15 protein-coding genes, 3 tRNA genes and 1 pseudogene are annotated in these 17640 nt (G+C 55.5%); 9 read left to right on the plus strand and 10 right to left on the minus strand.

The features are described from left to right. Nucleotides 1–23 precede the first annotated feature (23 nt). The 5 genes from BN1128_RS14150 (at nt 24) to BN1128_RS14175 (ending at nt 7403) form a co-directional block, all read left to right on the plus strand. The gene (locus tag BN1128_RS14150) at nt 24–1454 is read left to right on the plus strand and encodes a VasL domain-containing protein (RefSeq protein WP_042869829.1); all 1431 of its coding nucleotides are present in this window, start codon (nt 24–26) and stop codon (nt 1452–1454) included. 291 nt (nt 1455–1745) lie between these two features. Next, the gene (locus BN1128_RS14155; RefSeq protein ID WP_042869831.1) at nt 1746–2033 is read left to right on the plus strand and encodes a type VI secretion system PAAR protein; all 288 of its coding nucleotides are present in this window, start codon (nt 1746–1748) and stop codon (nt 2031–2033) included. Nucleotides 2034–2044: 11 nt separating this feature from the next. Next, nucleotides 2045–4093 (plus strand): type VI secretion system Vgr family protein, encoded by a 2049-nt coding sequence (locus BN1128_RS14160; RefSeq protein ID WP_042869832.1) that lies wholly within the window; start codon nt 2045–2047, stop codon nt 4091–4093. A gap of 38 nt (nt 4094–4131) precedes the next feature. Further along, nucleotides 4132–6747 (plus strand): glycoside hydrolase family 19 protein, encoded by a 2616-nt coding sequence (locus BN1128_RS26255; protein ID WP_244464594.1) that lies wholly within the window; start codon nt 4132–4134, stop codon nt 6745–6747. A gap of 167 nt (nt 6748–6914) precedes the next feature. Beyond that, nucleotides 6915–7403 (plus strand): hypothetical protein, encoded by a 489-nt coding sequence (locus BN1128_RS14175; RefSeq protein WP_042869834.1) that lies wholly within the window; start codon nt 6915–6917, stop codon nt 7401–7403. A gap of 64 nt (nt 7404–7467) precedes the next feature. On the opposite strand, the pseudogene BN1128_RS24740 reads toward BN1128_RS14175, so the two are convergent. From BN1128_RS24740 to BN1128_RS14195, 4 genes and pseudogenes are all read right to left on the minus strand, one after another. After that, nucleotides 7468–8227 (minus strand): annotated as a pseudogene (locus BN1128_RS24740) (integrase core domain-containing protein); the annotation flags it as partial. A gap of 90 nt (nt 8228–8317) precedes the next feature. Continuing rightward, a tRNA-His gene (locus BN1128_RS14185) sits at nt 8318–8393 on the minus strand. A gap of 52 nt (nt 8394–8445) precedes the next feature. After that, nucleotides 8446–8522 (minus strand) — tRNA-Arg (locus tag BN1128_RS14190). Between the two features lie 37 nt (nt 8523–8559). Then, nucleotides 8560–8636, minus strand: a tRNA-Pro gene (locus BN1128_RS14195). Nucleotides 8637–8839: 203 nt separating this feature from the next. Here BN1128_RS14195 and folD point away from each other — a divergent pair. After that, nucleotides 8840–9694 (plus strand): bifunctional methylenetetrahydrofolate dehydrogenase/methenyltetrahydrofolate cyclohydrolase FolD, encoded by an 855-nt coding sequence (gene folD, locus BN1128_RS14200; protein ID WP_042869836.1) that lies wholly within the window; start codon nt 8840–8842, stop codon nt 9692–9694. Between the two features lie 119 nt (nt 9695–9813). Here the strand turns inward: folD and cspD are convergent, their stop codons facing one another. Beyond that, nucleotides 9814–10032, minus strand: coding sequence for a cold shock-like protein CspD (gene cspD / locus BN1128_RS14205; RefSeq protein WP_005300025.1), 219 nt, complete (start codon nt 10030–10032; stop codon nt 9814–9816). Nucleotides 10033–10261: 229 nt separating this feature from the next. On the opposite strand from cspD, the gene clpS reads away from it, so the two are divergent. Then, entirely contained in the window at nt 10262–10579 is a 318-nt protein-coding gene (gene clpS / locus BN1128_RS14210; RefSeq protein WP_005310725.1) for an ATP-dependent Clp protease adapter ClpS, read from the plus strand. Between the two features lie 60 nt (nt 10580–10639). Beyond that, the gene (gene clpA / locus BN1128_RS14215; protein ID WP_042869838.1) at nt 10640–12892 is read left to right on the plus strand and encodes an ATP-dependent Clp protease ATP-binding subunit ClpA; all 2253 of its coding nucleotides are present in this window, start codon (nt 10640–10642) and stop codon (nt 12890–12892) included. Between the two features lie 68 nt (nt 12893–12960). On the opposite strand, the gene infA is transcribed toward clpA, so the two are convergent. From infA to aat, 3 genes are all read right to left on the minus strand, one after another. Next, nucleotides 12961–13179: a translation initiation factor IF-1 gene (gene infA, locus BN1128_RS14220; protein WP_005300033.1), complete on the minus strand. Its 219-nt coding sequence runs from the start codon at nt 13177–13179 to the stop codon at nt 12961–12963. Between the two features lie 68 nt (nt 13180–13247). Continuing rightward, nucleotides 13248–13964, minus strand: a complete 717-nt coding sequence (locus BN1128_RS14225; protein WP_042869840.1) for an arginyltransferase — start codon at nt 13962–13964, stop codon at nt 13248–13250. Beyond that, entirely contained in the window at nt 13961–14668 is a 708-nt protein-coding gene (gene aat, locus BN1128_RS14230; protein WP_042869842.1) for a leucyl/phenylalanyl-tRNA--protein transferase, read from the minus strand. Before aat ends, BN1128_RS14225 begins: the two co-directional genes overlap by 4 nt. A gap of 19 nt (nt 14669–14687) precedes the next feature. On the opposite strand from aat, the gene BN1128_RS14235 reads away from it, so the two are divergent. Further along, nucleotides 14688–15158 carry an outer membrane lipoprotein gene (locus BN1128_RS14235; protein WP_042869844.1) on the plus strand — a complete coding sequence of 157 codons (471 nt, stop codon included), beginning with the start codon at nt 14688–14690 and terminating at the stop codon, nt 15156–15158. A 104-nt stretch (nt 15159–15262) separates the two neighbouring features. On the opposite strand, the gene BN1128_RS14240 is transcribed toward BN1128_RS14235, so the two are convergent. Together BN1128_RS14240 and trxB are read right to left on the minus strand one after the other, a co-directional pair. Then, nucleotides 15263–16510, minus strand: a complete 1248-nt coding sequence (locus BN1128_RS14240) for a diguanylate cyclase (protein ID WP_042869846.1) — start codon at nt 16508–16510, stop codon at nt 15263–15265. Between the two features lie 57 nt (nt 16511–16567). Then, complete coding sequence (gene trxB, locus BN1128_RS14245) at nt 16568–17518, minus strand: thioredoxin-disulfide reductase (protein ID WP_042869848.1); 951 nt, start codon at nt 17516–17518, stop codon at nt 16568–16570. Nucleotides 17519–17640: the final 122 nt, after the last annotated feature.

The raw sequence follows: 17640 nt of genomic DNA on the forward strand, positions 1-17640 counted from the left end.
CCCCCCGCATTTTGGAATCCGATATGTCACAGAATCAACAAGGTCAGCAGGCGCTGAAAGTGGGGCGTGACCCCAGGATGCTGCCGGAGTACGAGGCGCTGCGGGCTGAAATCAACAAGCTCAGCCATGCCTCTCGCCCCGAAGTGGACTGGCTCAAGATCCATCGGCTCGCCAGTCTTATCTTCGAAAAGCATGGGGTGGATCTGCAGACCGCCATCTACTTCACCCTGGCACGCTCTCGCTTGCAGGGACTGAGCGGCTTCACCGAAGGCTGCGAGTTTCTCGCCAACCTGATCGTCACCCAGTGGGAGAGCTTCTGGCCGCCGGTCCATCAGGAGCGGGCCCGCATCGAGATGCTGGACTGGTTCATTGCCCGCATTAGCGATGTCATTCGCCAGTACCAGATCAGCCACGAAGACAAGCGGCTGATCTACCGCTGCGAGCGGGCGCTGCAACTTATCAGCGAGAAGCTGCACAACGCGGGCTTAAGCCGCATTCCCCGGGTCGAGAATCTGGTGCACTTCATCGAGGGCTACACCCATCTGTTCGACGAGACCGAGATCGTCATCGTCTCCGATGAGCCCGGCCTCAAGGAGGAGTTGCAGATCCCCCCCATGGTCTTCTTCAAATCCGACATGGAGAGCGATCACGGCGCCTCTGCCGGGGCGGCGACCCCGCACCTGCCTCAGGGCAGCATATTGGTGGGGCGTGAGAAGGGACAGATGAAGCCGACCGTGCTCAAGATTGAACAGCACCGCAAGCAGCGGCCCGCCTGGTTCTGGTTTGGCTGCGGTCTGCTCAGCTGCGCCCTGCCGGTGATGGGCTGGCTTGGCTGGCAACATCAGCAGCAGGAGAAAACCGTGGCGGCCCAGCGTCTGGTGCAGCCGGCCGCCGAGCTGCCGCGAGCACTCAGTTATGACGACATTCGCCAGGCGCGCATCGTGCTGGGGGAGCAGACCCTGCAGAGTATGGAGAGCGAACTGGTGGCCCGTTATCAGAACCAGCTTGCCCGATTGGAGCAGGCCTCGCCGCTCTACTGGTATCGCTACGGCGAGGGGCTGCGCAACTCGTTGCTGATGCTCTATCCCGACTCGCTGGCGGTCAAGGCGCTGGACAAACAGTGGCAGACGCAGTTGGTCGGTCAGCAGGGGGATATCATCAGCGTGCCCACCTATCTGGATGCCCGCGCCGGGGTGGATGCCCTGCTCGATCAGTTGCTGGAGCTGGAGCGTCAGCGCAAGACGGTGACTATCTCCTACCTCAAATCCCAGCTCTACGAGGTGCAGAAGAACCTGATGCAGAACATCCCGTTCAGCCTGCGCCTCGGCGAGCTGGAGGCGAGAAAAGCCTCCCAGGAACCCATCACGGCAGCCGAATTGAAAAGCCTGGAAAATGACCTGAAAGCGCTCAACATCCGGCTCTATCAGTTGCAGCAGGGCGCGGCCGGCAGTTGAACGTGCTGCCTTGAGCAATGAGTTGCGCAAGCGACAGCAAATTTGACTGGCAGAGCAAGGTTTGCCGTGTCGCTTGCCCTGTCTTGCGCAATTCGTTGCAGCAACGCAGTCAAACTGTGTGAGTCGTCATCTCAATTCACTGATTTTAAAGGTGATTAATGGCCGCTCAGTCATGGCATGGAGGCTGCTGGGTTGTTACCCCTGCTGTATCTGCGCACCGGTTCATGATGGTGAGCCTGCGCCATGGCGGGAGCCCCAACGGCGGCCCCCTTGCCCACACGGAGAATTCATATGTGCCCTTCTATTGCATTGCTCGGTGACATTGGCACCGACCACGATGGGTTCCACCCATCCCCCGTGATTGCCGCGAGCCCCGATGTGTTCCTCGATGGCAAACCGGTGGCCCGGCAGGGTGATCCGCTGGCCCCTCACGTCAAACCCAACAATCCTCCCCATCCGCGCAGCATCTCGGGGGGCGTCGGCTCCGTCTTGGTCAACGGCAAACCCATCGCCGTGACCGGCACCGCCATCGGTTGCGGTGGTGTTGTGATTGGCTCGGGCAGCGGACAGGCAGGATAAGGAACAGCGTTATGGCAGACAGCACAGGATTACAATTTACCGTCAAGGTGGGGGCGCTGCCCGAGAGCACCTTCGTGGTGGCCGAGTTTGCGTTGGAAGAGGCGCTGAACGGACCGTTCCAGCTGCGCTTGGAATTGGCGAGCCCAGAGCCCGACGTCGACTTTGGCGCCGTGCTGGACCAGCCGTGCGAACTGCTGGTGTGGTACAACGGCGAGTTGCAGCGGCGGGTGTGTGGTGTGGTCAGTGATTTTGCGCAAGGGGACAGCGGCTTTCGCCGTACCCGCTACCAGCTCATGGTGCAGCCTGCGCTGTGGCGACTGGGCCTGCGCCACAATTCCCGCATCTTCCAGGCGCAAAAGCCTGACGAAATCCTCTCCATCCTGCTGCAAGAGCACGGCATCACCGACTACGCCTTCGCGCTCAAGAATGAGCACGCCCAGCGTGAATACTGCGTTCAGTATCGTGAGACCGACCTCGATTTCGTCAATCGCCTTGCTGCCGAAGACGGGCTGTTCTACTTCCATGAGTTTGAAGCGGGCAAACACCGCATCGTGTTTGCCGACGATGCGGCTGCATTAACAGCCGGCCCCGCGCTCTTCTTCAACCTCGGCAACCGCTCGCTGGAGCAGGGAGCCTATGTGCGCCAGTTCCACTACCGCGAGGCGGTACGTCCCTCGGATGTGGAGCTGAAAGACTACAGCTTCAAGACCCCGGCTTATGGGTTATCCCACAAAAAACAGGGGAGCGAGCTGGAGCACCAGCGCGATACTTACCAGCACTTCGACTACCCCGGCCGCTATAAGCAGGACGGCAGCGGCAAGGCGTTTGCCCAGCACAGACTCGATGCGCTGCGCAATGACGCAGTGGCAGGCAGCGGCAAGTCCAACAGCGCGGCCCTGCTGCCGGGCCAGTATTTTTCGCTGACCGAGCACCCGAACGGCAGTCTGAATACCGACTGGCAAATCGTGCGCATCAGCCACACCGGCTTGCAGCCGCAGGCGCTGGAAGAGGAGGGGGGCAGTGGCCCCACCGTCTACCACAACGCATTTGATGTGGTCAAAGCCAGCACCAGCTGGCGGGCGCGCATCGGCAGCCCGCAAGCGCCTTACAAGCCCATGGTGGACGGTCCGCAAATCGCCGTGGTGGTGGGCCCCGAGGGGGAAGAGATTTATTGCGACGAGCATGGCCGGGTGAAACTGCAATTCCCCTGGGACAGATATGGCAGTTCCAACGACCAGAGCTCCTGCTGGGTACGCGTATCCCAAGGCTGGGCCGGCGGCCAATACGGCATGATGGCGATTCCACGCATCGGCCATGAAGTTATCGTCTCATTTCTGGAAGGGGACCCGGACCAGCCCATCGTCACCGGCCGTACCTTCCACGCCACCAACCGACCACCCTACGAGTTGCCTGCCAACAAGACCCGTACTGTGCTGCGCACCGAAACCCACCAGGGGGAGGGTTTCAACGAGCTGCGCTTTGAAGACCAGGCTGGGCAGGAAGAGATTTATATCCACGGTCAGAAAGACCTGAACGTGCTCATCGAAAACGATGCCGCCTGGCACATCAAGCACGACCAGCACACCGACATCGACAACGAGCGGGTGACTCGCATCAAGGCCAATGACCACCTGACGGTGGAGGGGGAGAGGCGTGACCAGGTCAAGGCGGACTATTCCCTCACCGTCGATGCCTCCATGCATCAGAAGCTGGGCCAGTCGCTGCTGGTGGAGGCCGGGCAGGAAGTGCATATCAAGGTAGGCGACAAGCTGGTACTGGAGGCAGGCTCCGAGATCACCCTCAAGGGGGGCGGCAGCTTTGTGAAAGTTGACCCGAGCGGCATCAAGCTGGTCGGCCCCGCCATCAAGCTCAACGCCGGCGGCAGCGCAGGGTCAGGATCCGGCTGGGGTGGCAAGGCTCCCGTGGTGCCCAAGGGGGTGGAAGTGGTCAAGGCTCCCGAGCTGGTTGAGATCATCAAGGCCATCCCCACCGAGAAGGCGATGGAGGCACTGCTCAAGGAGCAAGGGCCTACGCAGACCTTCTTTGTGCCATCCCGCTAAGGGCCATAGTTCGTACGATTACGAGTGAAAAGAAGAAGATGAAAATCTTATATCCAATGCAAGTGGGCGGCGGTGACGCTCCCAAAGAGGTTGCCTCACTTGAAGAATTTATCGGCAAGCTCAATGGTGAGCCGGGTGGCACCTTCCTGCTTGGCGGCAACCGTATCTGGCATGGCGGCATTCATTTAAGCGACAAGGGAGGCTGGCATCCACAAGGCGCAGTGCGAGCTATTACCGATGGAGAGATTGTGGCCTACCGTATCGCCTCTGCGCCAGCAGCTGTGAAGCTGGAGCCGGAGGAGGGGAAACCAGGTGAGGCAATTACCCTGCATACCTCCCCTTCATTTTGTCTGATCCGTCATGTCTATGAAGCCACAGAAGAAATTTCCGGACAGCAGCAGCCAAAGCGAAATGCTCTGACCTTTTATTGCCTCTATATGCATATTGCCTGCAAAAACGCTTATCAGGGTGAGCCTGAACGTCATGTGCTGACAGGGAGCGGTGTCGCTATATATAAGGCCACTGCAAGTCTGCAGTTTCAGAAAGAGGACAAGCTGGGTACGGCTCGCAAGGGGGCTGAAGTTACCTTGATTGGAGCGCCATCAGAGCGGATTAATCTGAATAATGAACCTTATTCTTACCAGCTAGTCAGTTATTCGACTCCAAAGGGCGATGATCCGTCAGCGTTTTATGTGGCTTCACAATTTATCAAGGAAGAACGCAAGATTGAGCCCGATTGGATGATGGCCAAGCAAGATATTCCTTCTCTCTATCCGATCAGTCGCAACAGCTATCTGCGTAAAAGTAAAGATCAGGGTGAAGCTGTGACTGCGGGATTGCCAAAAACAAGCAAAGTCGCACGAACCACAACTCAGCCAGTCGTATTTTCCAATATGAAAGAGTATCTCGAGATTGAGGTCTGGGAGGTTGCCCAAGGCAAGCTGACCGATGGTAAAGGGAATGTTGTACCCAATGCCTCGAAAGGTGATCGTTATTGGGTTGCCAAAGAGATGCTGGGTCAACCCAGCGATGCCGTTCGGCATACTCCCATTGTTTACGACAAAGTGGAGCTGCGACATAGCAATCCCATTCCGGTCAAGGACGGTGAGGTGGTCGGCCATTGGGGGGAGCATGAGACACCGAAACCGACGGCCAATGGTTTTGTTCTCAATGAAGATCGTAAAGCAATACATATGGAGATATTTGTCGCAGAGAGTGACAAGGAGGTTCTTGGTAAATGCATCAGCAATGAAGGGAAGTTGGTCAAGGGACAAGAGTATTTGCTGCTCAAAGAGGGGGAGCAGGCAGATACTTATAAGTTGACCAAGGAGAATAATAAAGTCGGTTACAGCAAGGTGGGAGTCTTTGGCCCGCAGGAGGTTCCCAAACCGATAAATACTCAGGATATCGTGACCCATGGTGCCGACAAATTTGTGAAGGTGGCCGAAGATCAGCATGTCCTTATCAGTGGTGATACCCAATTGGTTAGCCAACATGAGTGGGCCAGGCTGGGTGTGACATTGGTTGATGGTGGCTCGGATCCCGACGGATTCCTGGACAAGGCTGACACTGACGGCAAGGAGGGGGGAGACTTTTTCAGCACCCTTTACGAAGAGCTGGTGACAGATCGGGATGGCGATGGCAGTATCAGTGCCGATGAAATCAAGGCGGCGATGGCTGAGAGAATGGTTGCAGACAAAGTGCGAAAGCTGTTTATCAAGCACGAAAGTGAATGGGTAAAGCGCAATACGTGGCCAAGGCTCGAGCAAGAGCTGAAAAATATGCCCAACCTATGCAAATACGTACTGGAAGTCACCAATAAGATGGCCTGGATAGAAGAGGCTGCTGCTGTGGTGGGTGATACCAAGCCTTGGTTTATTCATCCTGCGGGGATGATGGGGTTGGTGATGGATATTAAAGGACGTGACCTTATCACTCTAGAGATGGTTTTTGCAGCTAATCTTAATCAAGATAAATCTAGCTGTGAGGCCATACTTCCATACCTGAATGAATATGCCAAGACTTATGGTATGAAAGAAGAAAGAGCCATAGCTCATTTTTTATCCCAAGTAGGTCATGAGTCAAACTTTAAGCCTGTAGGTGAGAATCTTCGTTATAACCCTAAAGGCATGCGGAAAATTTTTGGGTGTAAAGGGGGATCTAAAAACTACGACCCTATATTAGATGATGCAAAGGAGGGAAGGTTAAGACCGAAGTTGTGGACTCATGAGAGCGATTATGCATTCAATCCTGTGGCTTTAGGAAACTATGTCTACGCCAACAGGCCGGGAAGTAGAAACGGTGATGAGAATTCTGGTGATGGATATAAATATCGAGGCAGAGGTTTGATTCAAATAACACACAAGGATGCGTACATAAAATTCACAGAAGCTCATAATGCAGCAAACCCCTCAGACCAAAAAGACTTTTTGGCTTCACCAGATGACATACTGACACTTCGATATGCTGCATCATCTGCATACTTTTTTTGGTTTATATACAAAAAAGGCTTTAATTTGCATTCAACTGCATGCACAGGGACTGTCAAAGAGGTTACAAAAATTGTAAATGGGGGGGATGCTGGTTATGCAGATAGATTAAAGAGGTTTAATGCAGTTGCGGCAGTTATCGGTATTGATGGGGCGAGAGAGTGAGCCAAAACCATATATGTTGGTTGATTTGCAAGCAGCCTTGACGCGCCTTGAACTGATTGTTCTCTTTTGGGTCTGCTTTCGTGTTTTTTGTGTGGGGTGGTTCGAAAATATTTACGATCTAATCCTATAGGTATTGATAATGGTGAGTTAAAAATTGTGAGGTTATAATGAGAAAGTATGATTTTTTATTTTTAATTTTTCTGTTTCTTTCTTTCTTTGTGAATGCGGCTGATATTATTCAAGGGCCCTATAGGATAAGTAATGATACAGCGAGCGTTCAAATTGAGAAAAAAGATGACATAAACTGTCCATTATCTATGGTCATTTATGATGCGCCATCATATTATGAGCTGGATAAAATATGTGAGAACGGCGATTACCCGAATATTAGGAGCGTTTTTTTCTTTACTCTGAAAGGTGTGAGTCATATAGGAACTATAGTTTCATGGCATAGTAAGCATCAGGCAGAAGGGATTGATGAGACAAATTTTGAAGTTAAGATTTATAAAAAGAACGCTGGTGGAGAATATGCTTTTGACAAAGTAAAGACTTTGGATCCAGCTTTAAGTGGTACAGAGGATGGGGCTGGTGATGGAACATATAAGTTTAACAATGCAATATCGGTAAAGAAGTATATGAAAGAAAAATATGGTTAAGAATTTGGTAAGATGTGTATAGATCTAGTTATCACCTGACACCGGCCTCAAACCGGTGTCTTGTTTACGCTACTTTAGTGCGCACCTCCTTCGGTATCAATTTCAGACCCTTCTTGAACATGCTGTAGGGGTTTGCCCCCCCCATCCGGCCCTGTGGCTGCTGGGTGTTGTAGTGCTCAAGGTTGCTGTCCAGGTCTGTCTGCATCTGCCCCATTGACTCATACCAAGTTCTCCTCCCCTTGATACGGAAGTGTTCATCGAGCAAGGTTCAATGCAGCCGCTCGATAAGCCCGTTGCTCTGCGGTCTGCGCACCTTGGTTGTCCGGTGCTCAATCTCCTCCAGGTGCAGTAACAGCTCATAGGGATGATGGTCAGGGTGCCAGTAGAACCCACGACAGTTGTCTGACAGGACGGTATAAACCTGTGTTTGATGAGCTTCGAAGAACGGCAGTGTCGTTTCATTGAGCACATGGACTGAGGTGACTGGCAGCTTGCTGGTGTAGAGCCGTCCCCGGGCGTGGCTGCTGTAGCAGTCCAGCACGGTTTGCAGATACACCTTGCCAACCCCTTGAGCTTGCTGATGAAGAAGGTGTCGACCGTCACCAGTTTTTCGGTGTAGTGGATTTCTAGCTGGCGTTTTCGAAACTACGGACTGAAGTGTTTGAACAGGTGAATTTGCTCATCGTTAAGCTCAATCGCCTATTCCCGATGGTTTATGCGAGGTGTAACAAGCGGTTGAGTTTAGAGAGCGAATGCACGCCACAGACACGGCCAGCACCGACGCTGATGCCTTTTAGGGTAAGCACCTGTGAGACCCGTAGCGGGCATTTTTACAGGCAACCGTCAGGACACAAGGAGGCGATTTATTTCTACTGGACTTAGATAGGAGCGGGAGTTTTTGAAAGCAGTAAAATTGGGGTGGCTGATGGGGCTCGAACCCACGACAACCGGAATCACAATCCGGGACTCTACCAACTGAGCTACAGCCACCACTGAAAATTTCCATTAATAGCATCCATCCCGGGGAGAGAGGATTCATTAATGGTGCGCCCTGCAGGATTCGAACCTGCGACCCACGGCTTAGAAGGCCGTTGCTCTATCCGACTGAGCTAAGGGCGCTCTGTATCGATCAGCCAAGGTGGCTCATCGATGAACTTGGTCGGTGATAAAGGATTCGAACCTTTGACCCTCTGGTCCCAAACCAGATGCGCTACCGGGCTGCGCTAATCACCGAAAATTTCTTGTCCAGCATACCGATACCGGCGGTACTGGGCAACGGGCGGGCATCATACCCAAGCGGGAAAGGCAGCGTCAACGTATTTTTCCGCTAGTAAATTCAAGTGCCTACTTATTGCCCGCCCAGCGAGCGCTGCTAACACCCGCGCCAAAAAAATGCGACAATGCGCGGCAGTTGAACATATGGTGAGTGAAGAACGATGTCTGCCAAAATCATTGATGGAAAACAGGTTGCGCAAACGATTCGCAATCAGGTTGCAGCGCAAGTCCAACAGCGGTTGGCACAAGGGAAACGGGCGCCAGGTCTGGCGGTGATCCTGGTCGGGGTGGATCCGGCGTCTCAGGTCTATGTCGGCAGCAAGCGCCGCGCCTGTGAAGAGGTAGGGTTTATCTCCCGCTCTTATGACCTGAGCGCGACGGCGAGTCAGGAAGAGCTGCTTGCCCTGATCGACCGGCTCAATGATGATGCGGACGTAGACGGCATTCTGGTGCAACTGCCGCTGCCGGCCCATTGTGATACGACCCAGGTGCTGGAGCGTATTCGTCCCGACAAGGATGTGGATGGCTTCCACCCGTACAACGTGGGCCGTCTGGCGCAACGTATTCCGGCGCTGCGCCCCTGTACGCCCAAGGGCATCATGACGCTGATTGAGGCTACGGGTGTCAAGACACACGGCCTGCATGCGGTAGTGGTCGGGGCATCCAATATTGTGGGGCGCCCGATGACGCTGGAGCTGCTGCTGGCCGGCTGTACCACGACCACCTGTCACCGCTTCACTCAGGATCTGGAAGATCAGGTGCGTCGCGCCGACTTGCTGGTCGTGGCCGTGGGCAAACCGAACTTCATTCCGGGGGAATGGATCAAGCCGGGGGCCCTGGTGATCGACGTGGGCATCAATCGTCTGGCCGACGGTTCTCTGGTGGGGGATGTGGAGTTCGAGACGGCGCGTAATCACGCTTCCTTCATCACACCGGTTCCGGGGGGCGTTGGTCCCATGACGGTTGCTAGCCTGATGGAAAACACCCTGAGCGCCTGTCAGGACTACCACGACTAAGCCCTGTGATGGTCGATGAGGCCTGCGTCTGACGGGCTTCACGCTTGCAATCGCTCCCCGCAATAAAAAACCCGGCGACCTTGCGGTTAGCCGGGTTTTTTATTTATCCAGTTCGACTCTTACATGTTCTGTGCTTCGTTTGGCACGATGACAGAGGCGTGATTTCCTTTCGGCCCCTGCTGCAGTTCGAAGTTGACTGCCTGACCTGCTTTCAAGGTCTTGTAACCTTCCATTTGTATCGTGGAGTAGTGGGCGAAGATATCTTCACCACCCCCTTCCGGACAGATAAACCCAAATCCTTTTGCGTTGTTAAACCACTTGACTGTTCCGGTTGCCATACATCTACATCCTTTTATTGATTACCCTGAAGTCGTTGAGTAACCTGCGCCAGCCCTTTATAACTAGTAGCATAAGCCCATAGCAGACGGGCGCCGATTAGCAAGTAACCAATCTAGTCTAACTTTTGAGCGAGTCAAGGAGTTGTTAACAACTGATGTGATCTGGTTAACAAGTCTATTGACAATCTTGTGTTAGACGGTAGTAATCTAGAGGTACCGAAGCGCGATTATGAGCAAGCAGAAAGAACTCTTTGCTAATGAAGAGATTGCACAAGCAGAGAAAACGAAGCTGCAACCGCCACCCATGTACAAGGTCGTCCTCAACAACGACGACTACACACCGATGGAGTTTGTGGTGGAGGTGCTGCAAAAGTTCTTTGGTATGGATCTGGACAAGGCCACCCAGGTGATGCTGAGTGTGCATTATAGTGGTAAGGGAGTCTGTGGCACGTTCACCGCCGAGATAGCTGAAACTAAAGTGGTCCAGGTCAACACCTATTCACGTAACAACGAACATCCACTGCTTTGTACCATGGAAAAGGCTTGAATCTGATGACTTGATGGCGATGACGACACCACATTGTTGCTGTACTGAGGGGAGGTGCCTATGTTGAATAAAGATCTAGAAAAGACGCTGAACGAGGCTTTCAAACTGGCCCGTGACGAGCGCCATGAATTCATGACCGTCGAGCACCTGTTGTTAGCCCTGTTGGATAACAGCTCAGCCCATGAGGCGCTGAGTTCATGTGGTGCTGATGTGGAACTGATGCGCAAAGAGATCAGCGCATTCATCAGTCAAACAACCCCGCTTATCCCCCGCGATGATGAAGATCGCGAAACCCAACCCACGCTTGGCTTCCAACGGGTGCTGCAGCGTGCCGTCTTCCATGTCCAGTCTTCTGGCAATACCGAAGTCAGCGGCGCCAACGTGCTGGTCGCCATCTTCAGCGAGCAGGAATCTCAGGCAGCCTATTTCCTGAAGAAAGCCGAGATCAGCCGACTGGATGTGGTCAATTTCCTCTCCCACGGGGTGCGCAAAGACAGCAAACCGGATAACAGCGGTAACAACGCCGAGTCTGATGACGATGTCTCTGCTGCCCAGATTGAGAGCTTTGCCACCAACCTGAACCAGCTGGTGCTGGAGGGGCGTATCGACCCGCTCATTGGCCGCGATCAGGAGCTGAGCCGTACCATCCAGGTACTGTGCCGTCGCCGCAAGAACAACCCGCTGCTGGTGGGTGAGGCTGGTGTCGGCAAGACAGCCATCGCCGAGGGGCTGGCCTATCGCATCGTCAAGGGTGATGTGCCCGAGGTGATTGCCGGCAGCACCATCTATTCACTCGACATGGGCTCCCTGCTGGCGGGCACCAAATACCGTGGTGACTTCGAGAAGCGTCTCAAGGTGCTGCTCAAACAGATTGAGCGCCAGGAAGGGGCCATTCTGTTCATCGACGAGATCCATACCATCATAGGAGCCGGGGCCGCCTCAGGTGGCCAGCTGGATGCGGCCAACCTCATCAAGCCGTTGCTCTCCAATGGTTTGCTGCGCTGTGTTGGGTCGACGACTTACCAGGAATATTCCCAGATCTTCGAGAAAGACCGAGCGTTGGCCCGTCGCTTCCAGAAGATCGATATCGTCGAGCCGAGTGTGGATGACACCACCCGCATCCTGATGGGCCTCAAGAGCCGCTACGAATCGCACCACGGCGTGCGTTATACCGTCAAGGCGATCCGTGCGGCGGTTGAGCTGTCGGCCAAGTACATCAATGACCGTCATCTGCCTGACAAGGCGATTGATGTGATCGACGAGGCGGGGGCAGGGCAGCGTCTGCTGCCGGTGAGCAAGCGCAAGAAAGTGATCAATGTGCCGGAAATCGAAGCCATAGTTGCCAAAATAGCCCGTATTCCGGAGAAGTCAGTCTCTTCCTCCGACAAGGAAGTACTGAAGAACCTGGAGCGCAACCTAAAGATGGTGGTGTTTGGTCAGGACAAGGCAATCGCGGTGCTGACCGACTCAATCCGTCTGTCACGCTCTGGCCTTGGCAATGAACGCCGTCCTGTGGGTTGCTTCCTGTTTGCCGGCCCGACCGGGGTGGGCAAGACAGAGGTCACCCAGCAGCTTGGCAAGGCGCTCGGAGTGGAAGTGCTGCGTTTTGACATGTCCGAGTACATGGAGCGACACACAGTCTCACGTTTGATTGGTGCTCCTCCCGGTTATGTCGGCTTTGAACAGGGCGGTTTGTTGACCGACTCGGTGCTCAAGCACCCGCACTCAGTGGTGTTGCTGGACGAGATAGAGAAGGCGCACCCGGATGTGTTCAACTTGCTGCTGCAGGTAATGGACAACGGGACTCTGACGGATAACAACGGGCGCAAGGCAGATTTTCGCAACGTGATCCTGGTGATGACCACCAACGCCGGTGTGCAGGAGACCCAGCGCAAGTCCATTGGCTTCCAGCAACAGGACATGAGCCACGATGCCATGGCGGTGATCAACAAGACGTTCAGCCCGGAATTCCGCAACCGGCTCGATCACACCATCTGGTTCAACCATCTGGACATGACGGTGATCCATCAGGTGGTCGACAAGTTCATTGTCGAGTTGCAGGTACAACTGGATGCCAAGGGAGTGTCTCTTGAAGTGTCCGAGGGTGTCCGCCACTGGTTGGCCGAGAAGGGATATGACAGGGCCATGGGAGCCAGACCCATGGGACGGGTCATCCAAGAACACCTCAAGAAACCCTTGGCCAATGAGATCCTGTTCGGATCACTGGTTGATGGGGGGGTAGTGAAGGTTGAGTTGGTAAATGACAGCCTCAGCTTTGATTTTCAGGTCAATATTGAAGCTGTCTCCCACTAAGCACTGATAGTTAGAAAGCGACAAAAAACCCCAACCGAGAGGTTGGGGTTTTTTGCTGAATTCCTGGCTTAGCGAGAGCGGAAAACAATACGTCCCTTGGAGAGATCGTACGGAGTCAGAGCTACCGTTACTTTGTCCCCAGTCAGGATACGGATGTAGTTTTTGCGCATCTTGCCGGAAATATGAGCGATAACCACGTGACCATTTTCCAGTTCCACACGGAACATGGTATTGGGCAGGGTTTCGAGAATGGTGCCCTGCATCTCAATACTGTCTTCTTTAGCCATTGAATCCTCTTGATAAGCCACAACAAAAATCCGCTGGATCATGCCGGATTTAAGGCTATGTGTAAAGTTTACTCGGGCTTGGTGTCGATATTTTTCCATTCCCCCTGTATCAGGCGCTCGTGGGGCAGGTATTGGCGCTTGTAATTCATCTTGCGGCACGCCTCCACCAGATAGCCGAGATACAACCAGGTGCGACCCGTACGTCTGGCCAGTTCCAACTGACTCAGAATGGCGAAGGTGCCGAGAGAGCGATCGGCATGGTCTGGATCGAAGAAGGTATACATGGCACTCATGCTGTGGGGCAGCAGATCCGTGGTCGCGACCCCGATCAAGCGGTTATCCTTGCGCATCTCCAGATAGAGAGGCGGCATCCAGTCGCAGTGCAAAAAGCCCTTGTACTGGGTCCGGCTTGGGGGATACATGCTGCCATCATGGTGGCGCTGGCGAATGTAGCGCTCGTAGAGCTGATAATATTCGGGTTTGTCGTCGTAGCTGAGCACCAGTTCCAGGTCCTGATTCAACTGGTGGATCCGCTTCTGGCTGCGGCTCGGCACGAAACGCTCGCTGTGGATGCGCAAGGACTGGCAGGCACTGCAGGCGGGGCAGTGAGGTCGATAGATGTCGTTGCCACTGCGCCGAAATCCCGCCGTCAGCAGCCGCTCATAGCCGCTGGCATTGAGCAGGTTGTGGTCCATCAATACCAGCAGTTGCTCCTGCTCATGGCCCAGATAGCTGCATTGATGCTTGGGGGTCAGCCCTACCTTGAGGATCACTTCTTCTGTCATAGGCTGATGCTCCCCGGTTGCCAGCAGTTCTCCGCCAATGGCTGTCGGCTCAGTTTGGTCAGCGCCGTCAAGAAGGTGGCCCTCGGCCACTCCTGGATCCCCATGGTGGCCAGGAAGTCATTTTGCATCTGGCAGTCGATCAGCGCGCCGCCATGGCGGGCGAAGTGCTGGCAGAGCGCCATCATGGCCAGTTTGGCCCCGTTGTCGATGCGACTGAACATGGACTCGCCACAGAAGAGGCGGCCGAGGGAGAGGCCATAGAGACCTGCTTGCAGCTGGCCATCCTGCCAGATCTCGATTGAGTGGGCATGGCCAAGGTGGTGAAGTTGTCGATAGGCGTCGATCATGGGCGTGCTTATCCAGGTTCCACTGGCACTGCGACGGGGGGCGGCGCAGGCCGCTATTACCTCATTAAAGGCGCGATTGATGGAAATATCGAATGAGGTGCGGCGGATAAATTTGCGCAGGCTGCGACCTATGTGCAGCTGTTCGGGGATGATGACCCCTCTGGGATCCGGCGACCACCACAGCAACGGCTGGTGGGGCTCATTCCACGGGAAGATCCCCTTGTGGTAAGCTGCCAGCAATCGTTCAGGGGAGAGATCCCCGCCGATCGCCAGCAGGCCGTTGGGTTCATCCAGTGCGTGCCCGGGGTCGGGAAACCAGCACAGCGCATCATCCAATTGGGTAAGATAGCGAGACATAAGGCGAAGAGGTTCACAGATGAAGGCCATTATCCTGATAGTATCCAGCTTGCTCTGCTTTGTCACTGCGCCCGCCGGGGCCCAGGTTTACGAGCGCAACACGGCGCGGCCCGTCAATCAGGTGGTGTTTGGCCAGGTGGAGACGGTGCGCAACATCACCCAGCGCCAGATCCTGGAGTCCGAGCACTCCGGCTGGAAAACCCTGGGCGGTGCCGTTTTGGGCGGCCTGCTTGGCAACCAGTTTGGCGGCGGTCACGGCCGTGAAATTGCCACCGCCGTCGGGGCGCTGGCCGGCGCGGCTGCGGCGCAGCAGTATCAGTCTGGCGGCACTGTGGTGGAGAACAAGCTGGTGGAGCTGCTCATTCGCAACGAGCAGAACGGGCTCATCAATGTCATTCAGGATTATGATCCGGCCATGGTATTCATGAACGGCGACAAGGTGCGCATCCTCTATTTCAACGATGGGGTGCGGGTCGACAAGACCTATTGAGTGGAACCAGGAAAGAAGTAGGGGGAGAGGGGGAGCAACCCGACGACATCCACAGTGAGGATCCGTCGGGCGGTACTACACGGTGCTCATCTGCCGAGGTCTGCTCAGGCCGATGAGTCCTGAGACACTATCTTGTCGCGACCTGTGTTCTTCGCCTGATAGAGCAGGCGATCCGCCTCGCTCAGTGCCTCGTCCATGGAGACGCGCCCGACCTTGATCACCCCAAAACTGGCGCGAGCAAACAGCGGGATCTCCCGTGACAACGGCTGTTGACGCAGTTGCTGGCGCAGCCCCTCCAGCCGTTTGAGCAGCACTGGCACGGTGCAATGGGGCACCATCAGGGCAAACTCCTCGCCGCCAAAACGGGCGATCATGGCATCGGGGAAGAACTGGGTGAGCAACCGGGTCAGGTGACAAAGCAGCTGATCGCCGATGGCATGACCCCAGTGATCGTTGACCTGCTTGAAGTGGTCCACGTCGAGCACACAGAGGGCGAGCGGCGTCTCCTGGCGCAGATGATCCTCAAACCACTTCTGCCCCTCGTTGAACCAGTAACGCCGGTTATAGAGCCCGGTCAGGTAGTCGCGGTTGGCCGACTCCTGAATGCTGTTGAACTGCTCAAGGGCTTCCAGGTTGTGGCTGACCCGGCACTGCAACTCTTCCGGTTCAAACGGCTGGTTGAGAAAGTCGTTGGCGCCCTGTTTGAGATAGCGGGCGGAGAGGCCGCGCTTGTCCGACACCGAGATCCCTATGATGGCGAGCTGCTGCTTGCTGTAGCGCTCCCGCAGCATGCGCACCAGGCTGATGCCGTCGATCTCAGGCATGTAGTAGTCGACCAGCACCAGCCGGATGGCCGGGTTCTGTTCAAGCTGGGCCAGGGCATCGCGGGCATGGCTCGCCTCATGTACCTGCAGCAACTGCTTGCGCAGCTGGGCCATGGTGCGATGGCGGGAGGTGCGTGAATCATCAACCACCAAGACCTCAATTTTCTGATTGAGATAGAGGCGATGCACCAGACTGACCGCGTATTGCAGTGAGTGGCGCGAATCCTTCATCACGTAATCCAGCACCCCGGCCTCCAGCCAGGCTTCCCGCTTGTCTTCGCTGATGTCGGCGGTGAGGATCACCACCGGCAGGCCCAGTTCCAGCAGCACCTTGACGGCTTCCCCGCTGGGGGCATCCGGCAGGGTGAGATCGACCAGGGCCACCACATACTCTTCCCCCTGGCAATGACGGGCGCCCTCCAGGGTATCGAACGCATCGATTTCCAGACCTGTTTGCTGTGCTATGGCCTGGATCAACATGCGGCGGATCGTCAGACTGTCTTCGACAATCAATATTTTCTGTTTCATCCGGCTCCTTAAAATAAAAAGGCATGCCTCACGGCATGCCTTTTATATCTCTTGTGCTTATTGCGCGTCCAGATATCGCTCGGCGTCGAGGGCCGCCATGCAGCCGGTGCCGGCAGAGGTGATGGCCTGACGGTAGGTGTGGTCGGCCACGTCGCCAGCGGCAAAGACCCCTTCGATGCTGGTCTGGGTGGCAAAGCCGTCCAGCCCGCCGCGTACCTTCAGGTAGCCGTTTTGCATCGCCAGCTGACCATCGAAGATCTGGGTGTTGGGCTGGTGACCGATGGCGATGAAGACCCCCATCAGCGGCAGATCTGAGGTGGTGTCATCCCGGGTGCTGCGCAGACGCACACCGGTGACGCCCATCTGATCGCCAAGTACTTCGTCCAGGGTCTGGTGGGTGTGCAGCACTATGTTGCCGCTAGTCACCTTGTCGTGCAGACGCTTGATCAGGATCTTCTCGGCGCGGAACTCGTCGCGGCGGTGAATGAGGTGCACCTTCTTGGCAATGTTGGCCAGATAGAGCGCTTCTTCCACGGCCGTGTTGCCGCCGCCGATCACGGCCACTTCCTGGTTGCGATAGAAGAAGCCGTCACAGGTGGCGCAGGCGGAGACGCCGCGACCCTTGAACGCTTCTTCGGAAGGCAGCCCCAGATATTTGGCGGAGGCACCGGTGGCGATGATCAGCGCATCGCAGGTGTACTCGGCGCTGTCGCCCTTGAGGCGGAACGGACGTTGGGTCAGCTCCACTTCATTGATGTGATCAAACAGGATGCGGGTGTCGAACTTCTCCGCATGCTCTTTCATGCGATCCATCAGGGCCGGACCTGTCAGCCCCTCGGGGTCACCGGGCCAGTTTTCCACTTCGGTGGTGGTGGTCAGCTGACCGCCTTGCTGCATGCCGGTGATCAACAGAGGATTGAGGTTGGCGCGGGCCGCATAGACGGCGGCGGTGTAACCGGCCGGGCCTGACCCCAGGATCAACAGTTTGCTGTGAGTGACTTGGCTCATGATGTGATTTCCGAGACGTGATGAGTTTGCGCGATTGTAGGTAATTCGTGATCCGGGGTCAAAGGCCAGTGAGTCGATTGTGGCAATCGACAGCCGGTGCGGGCTGGCGCGCATTCGGGCAT

It is taken from the genome of Aeromonas piscicola (genome assembly GCF_000820005.1).
Taxonomy (GTDB): domain Bacteria; phylum Pseudomonadota; class Gammaproteobacteria; order Enterobacterales; family Aeromonadaceae; genus Aeromonas; species Aeromonas piscicola.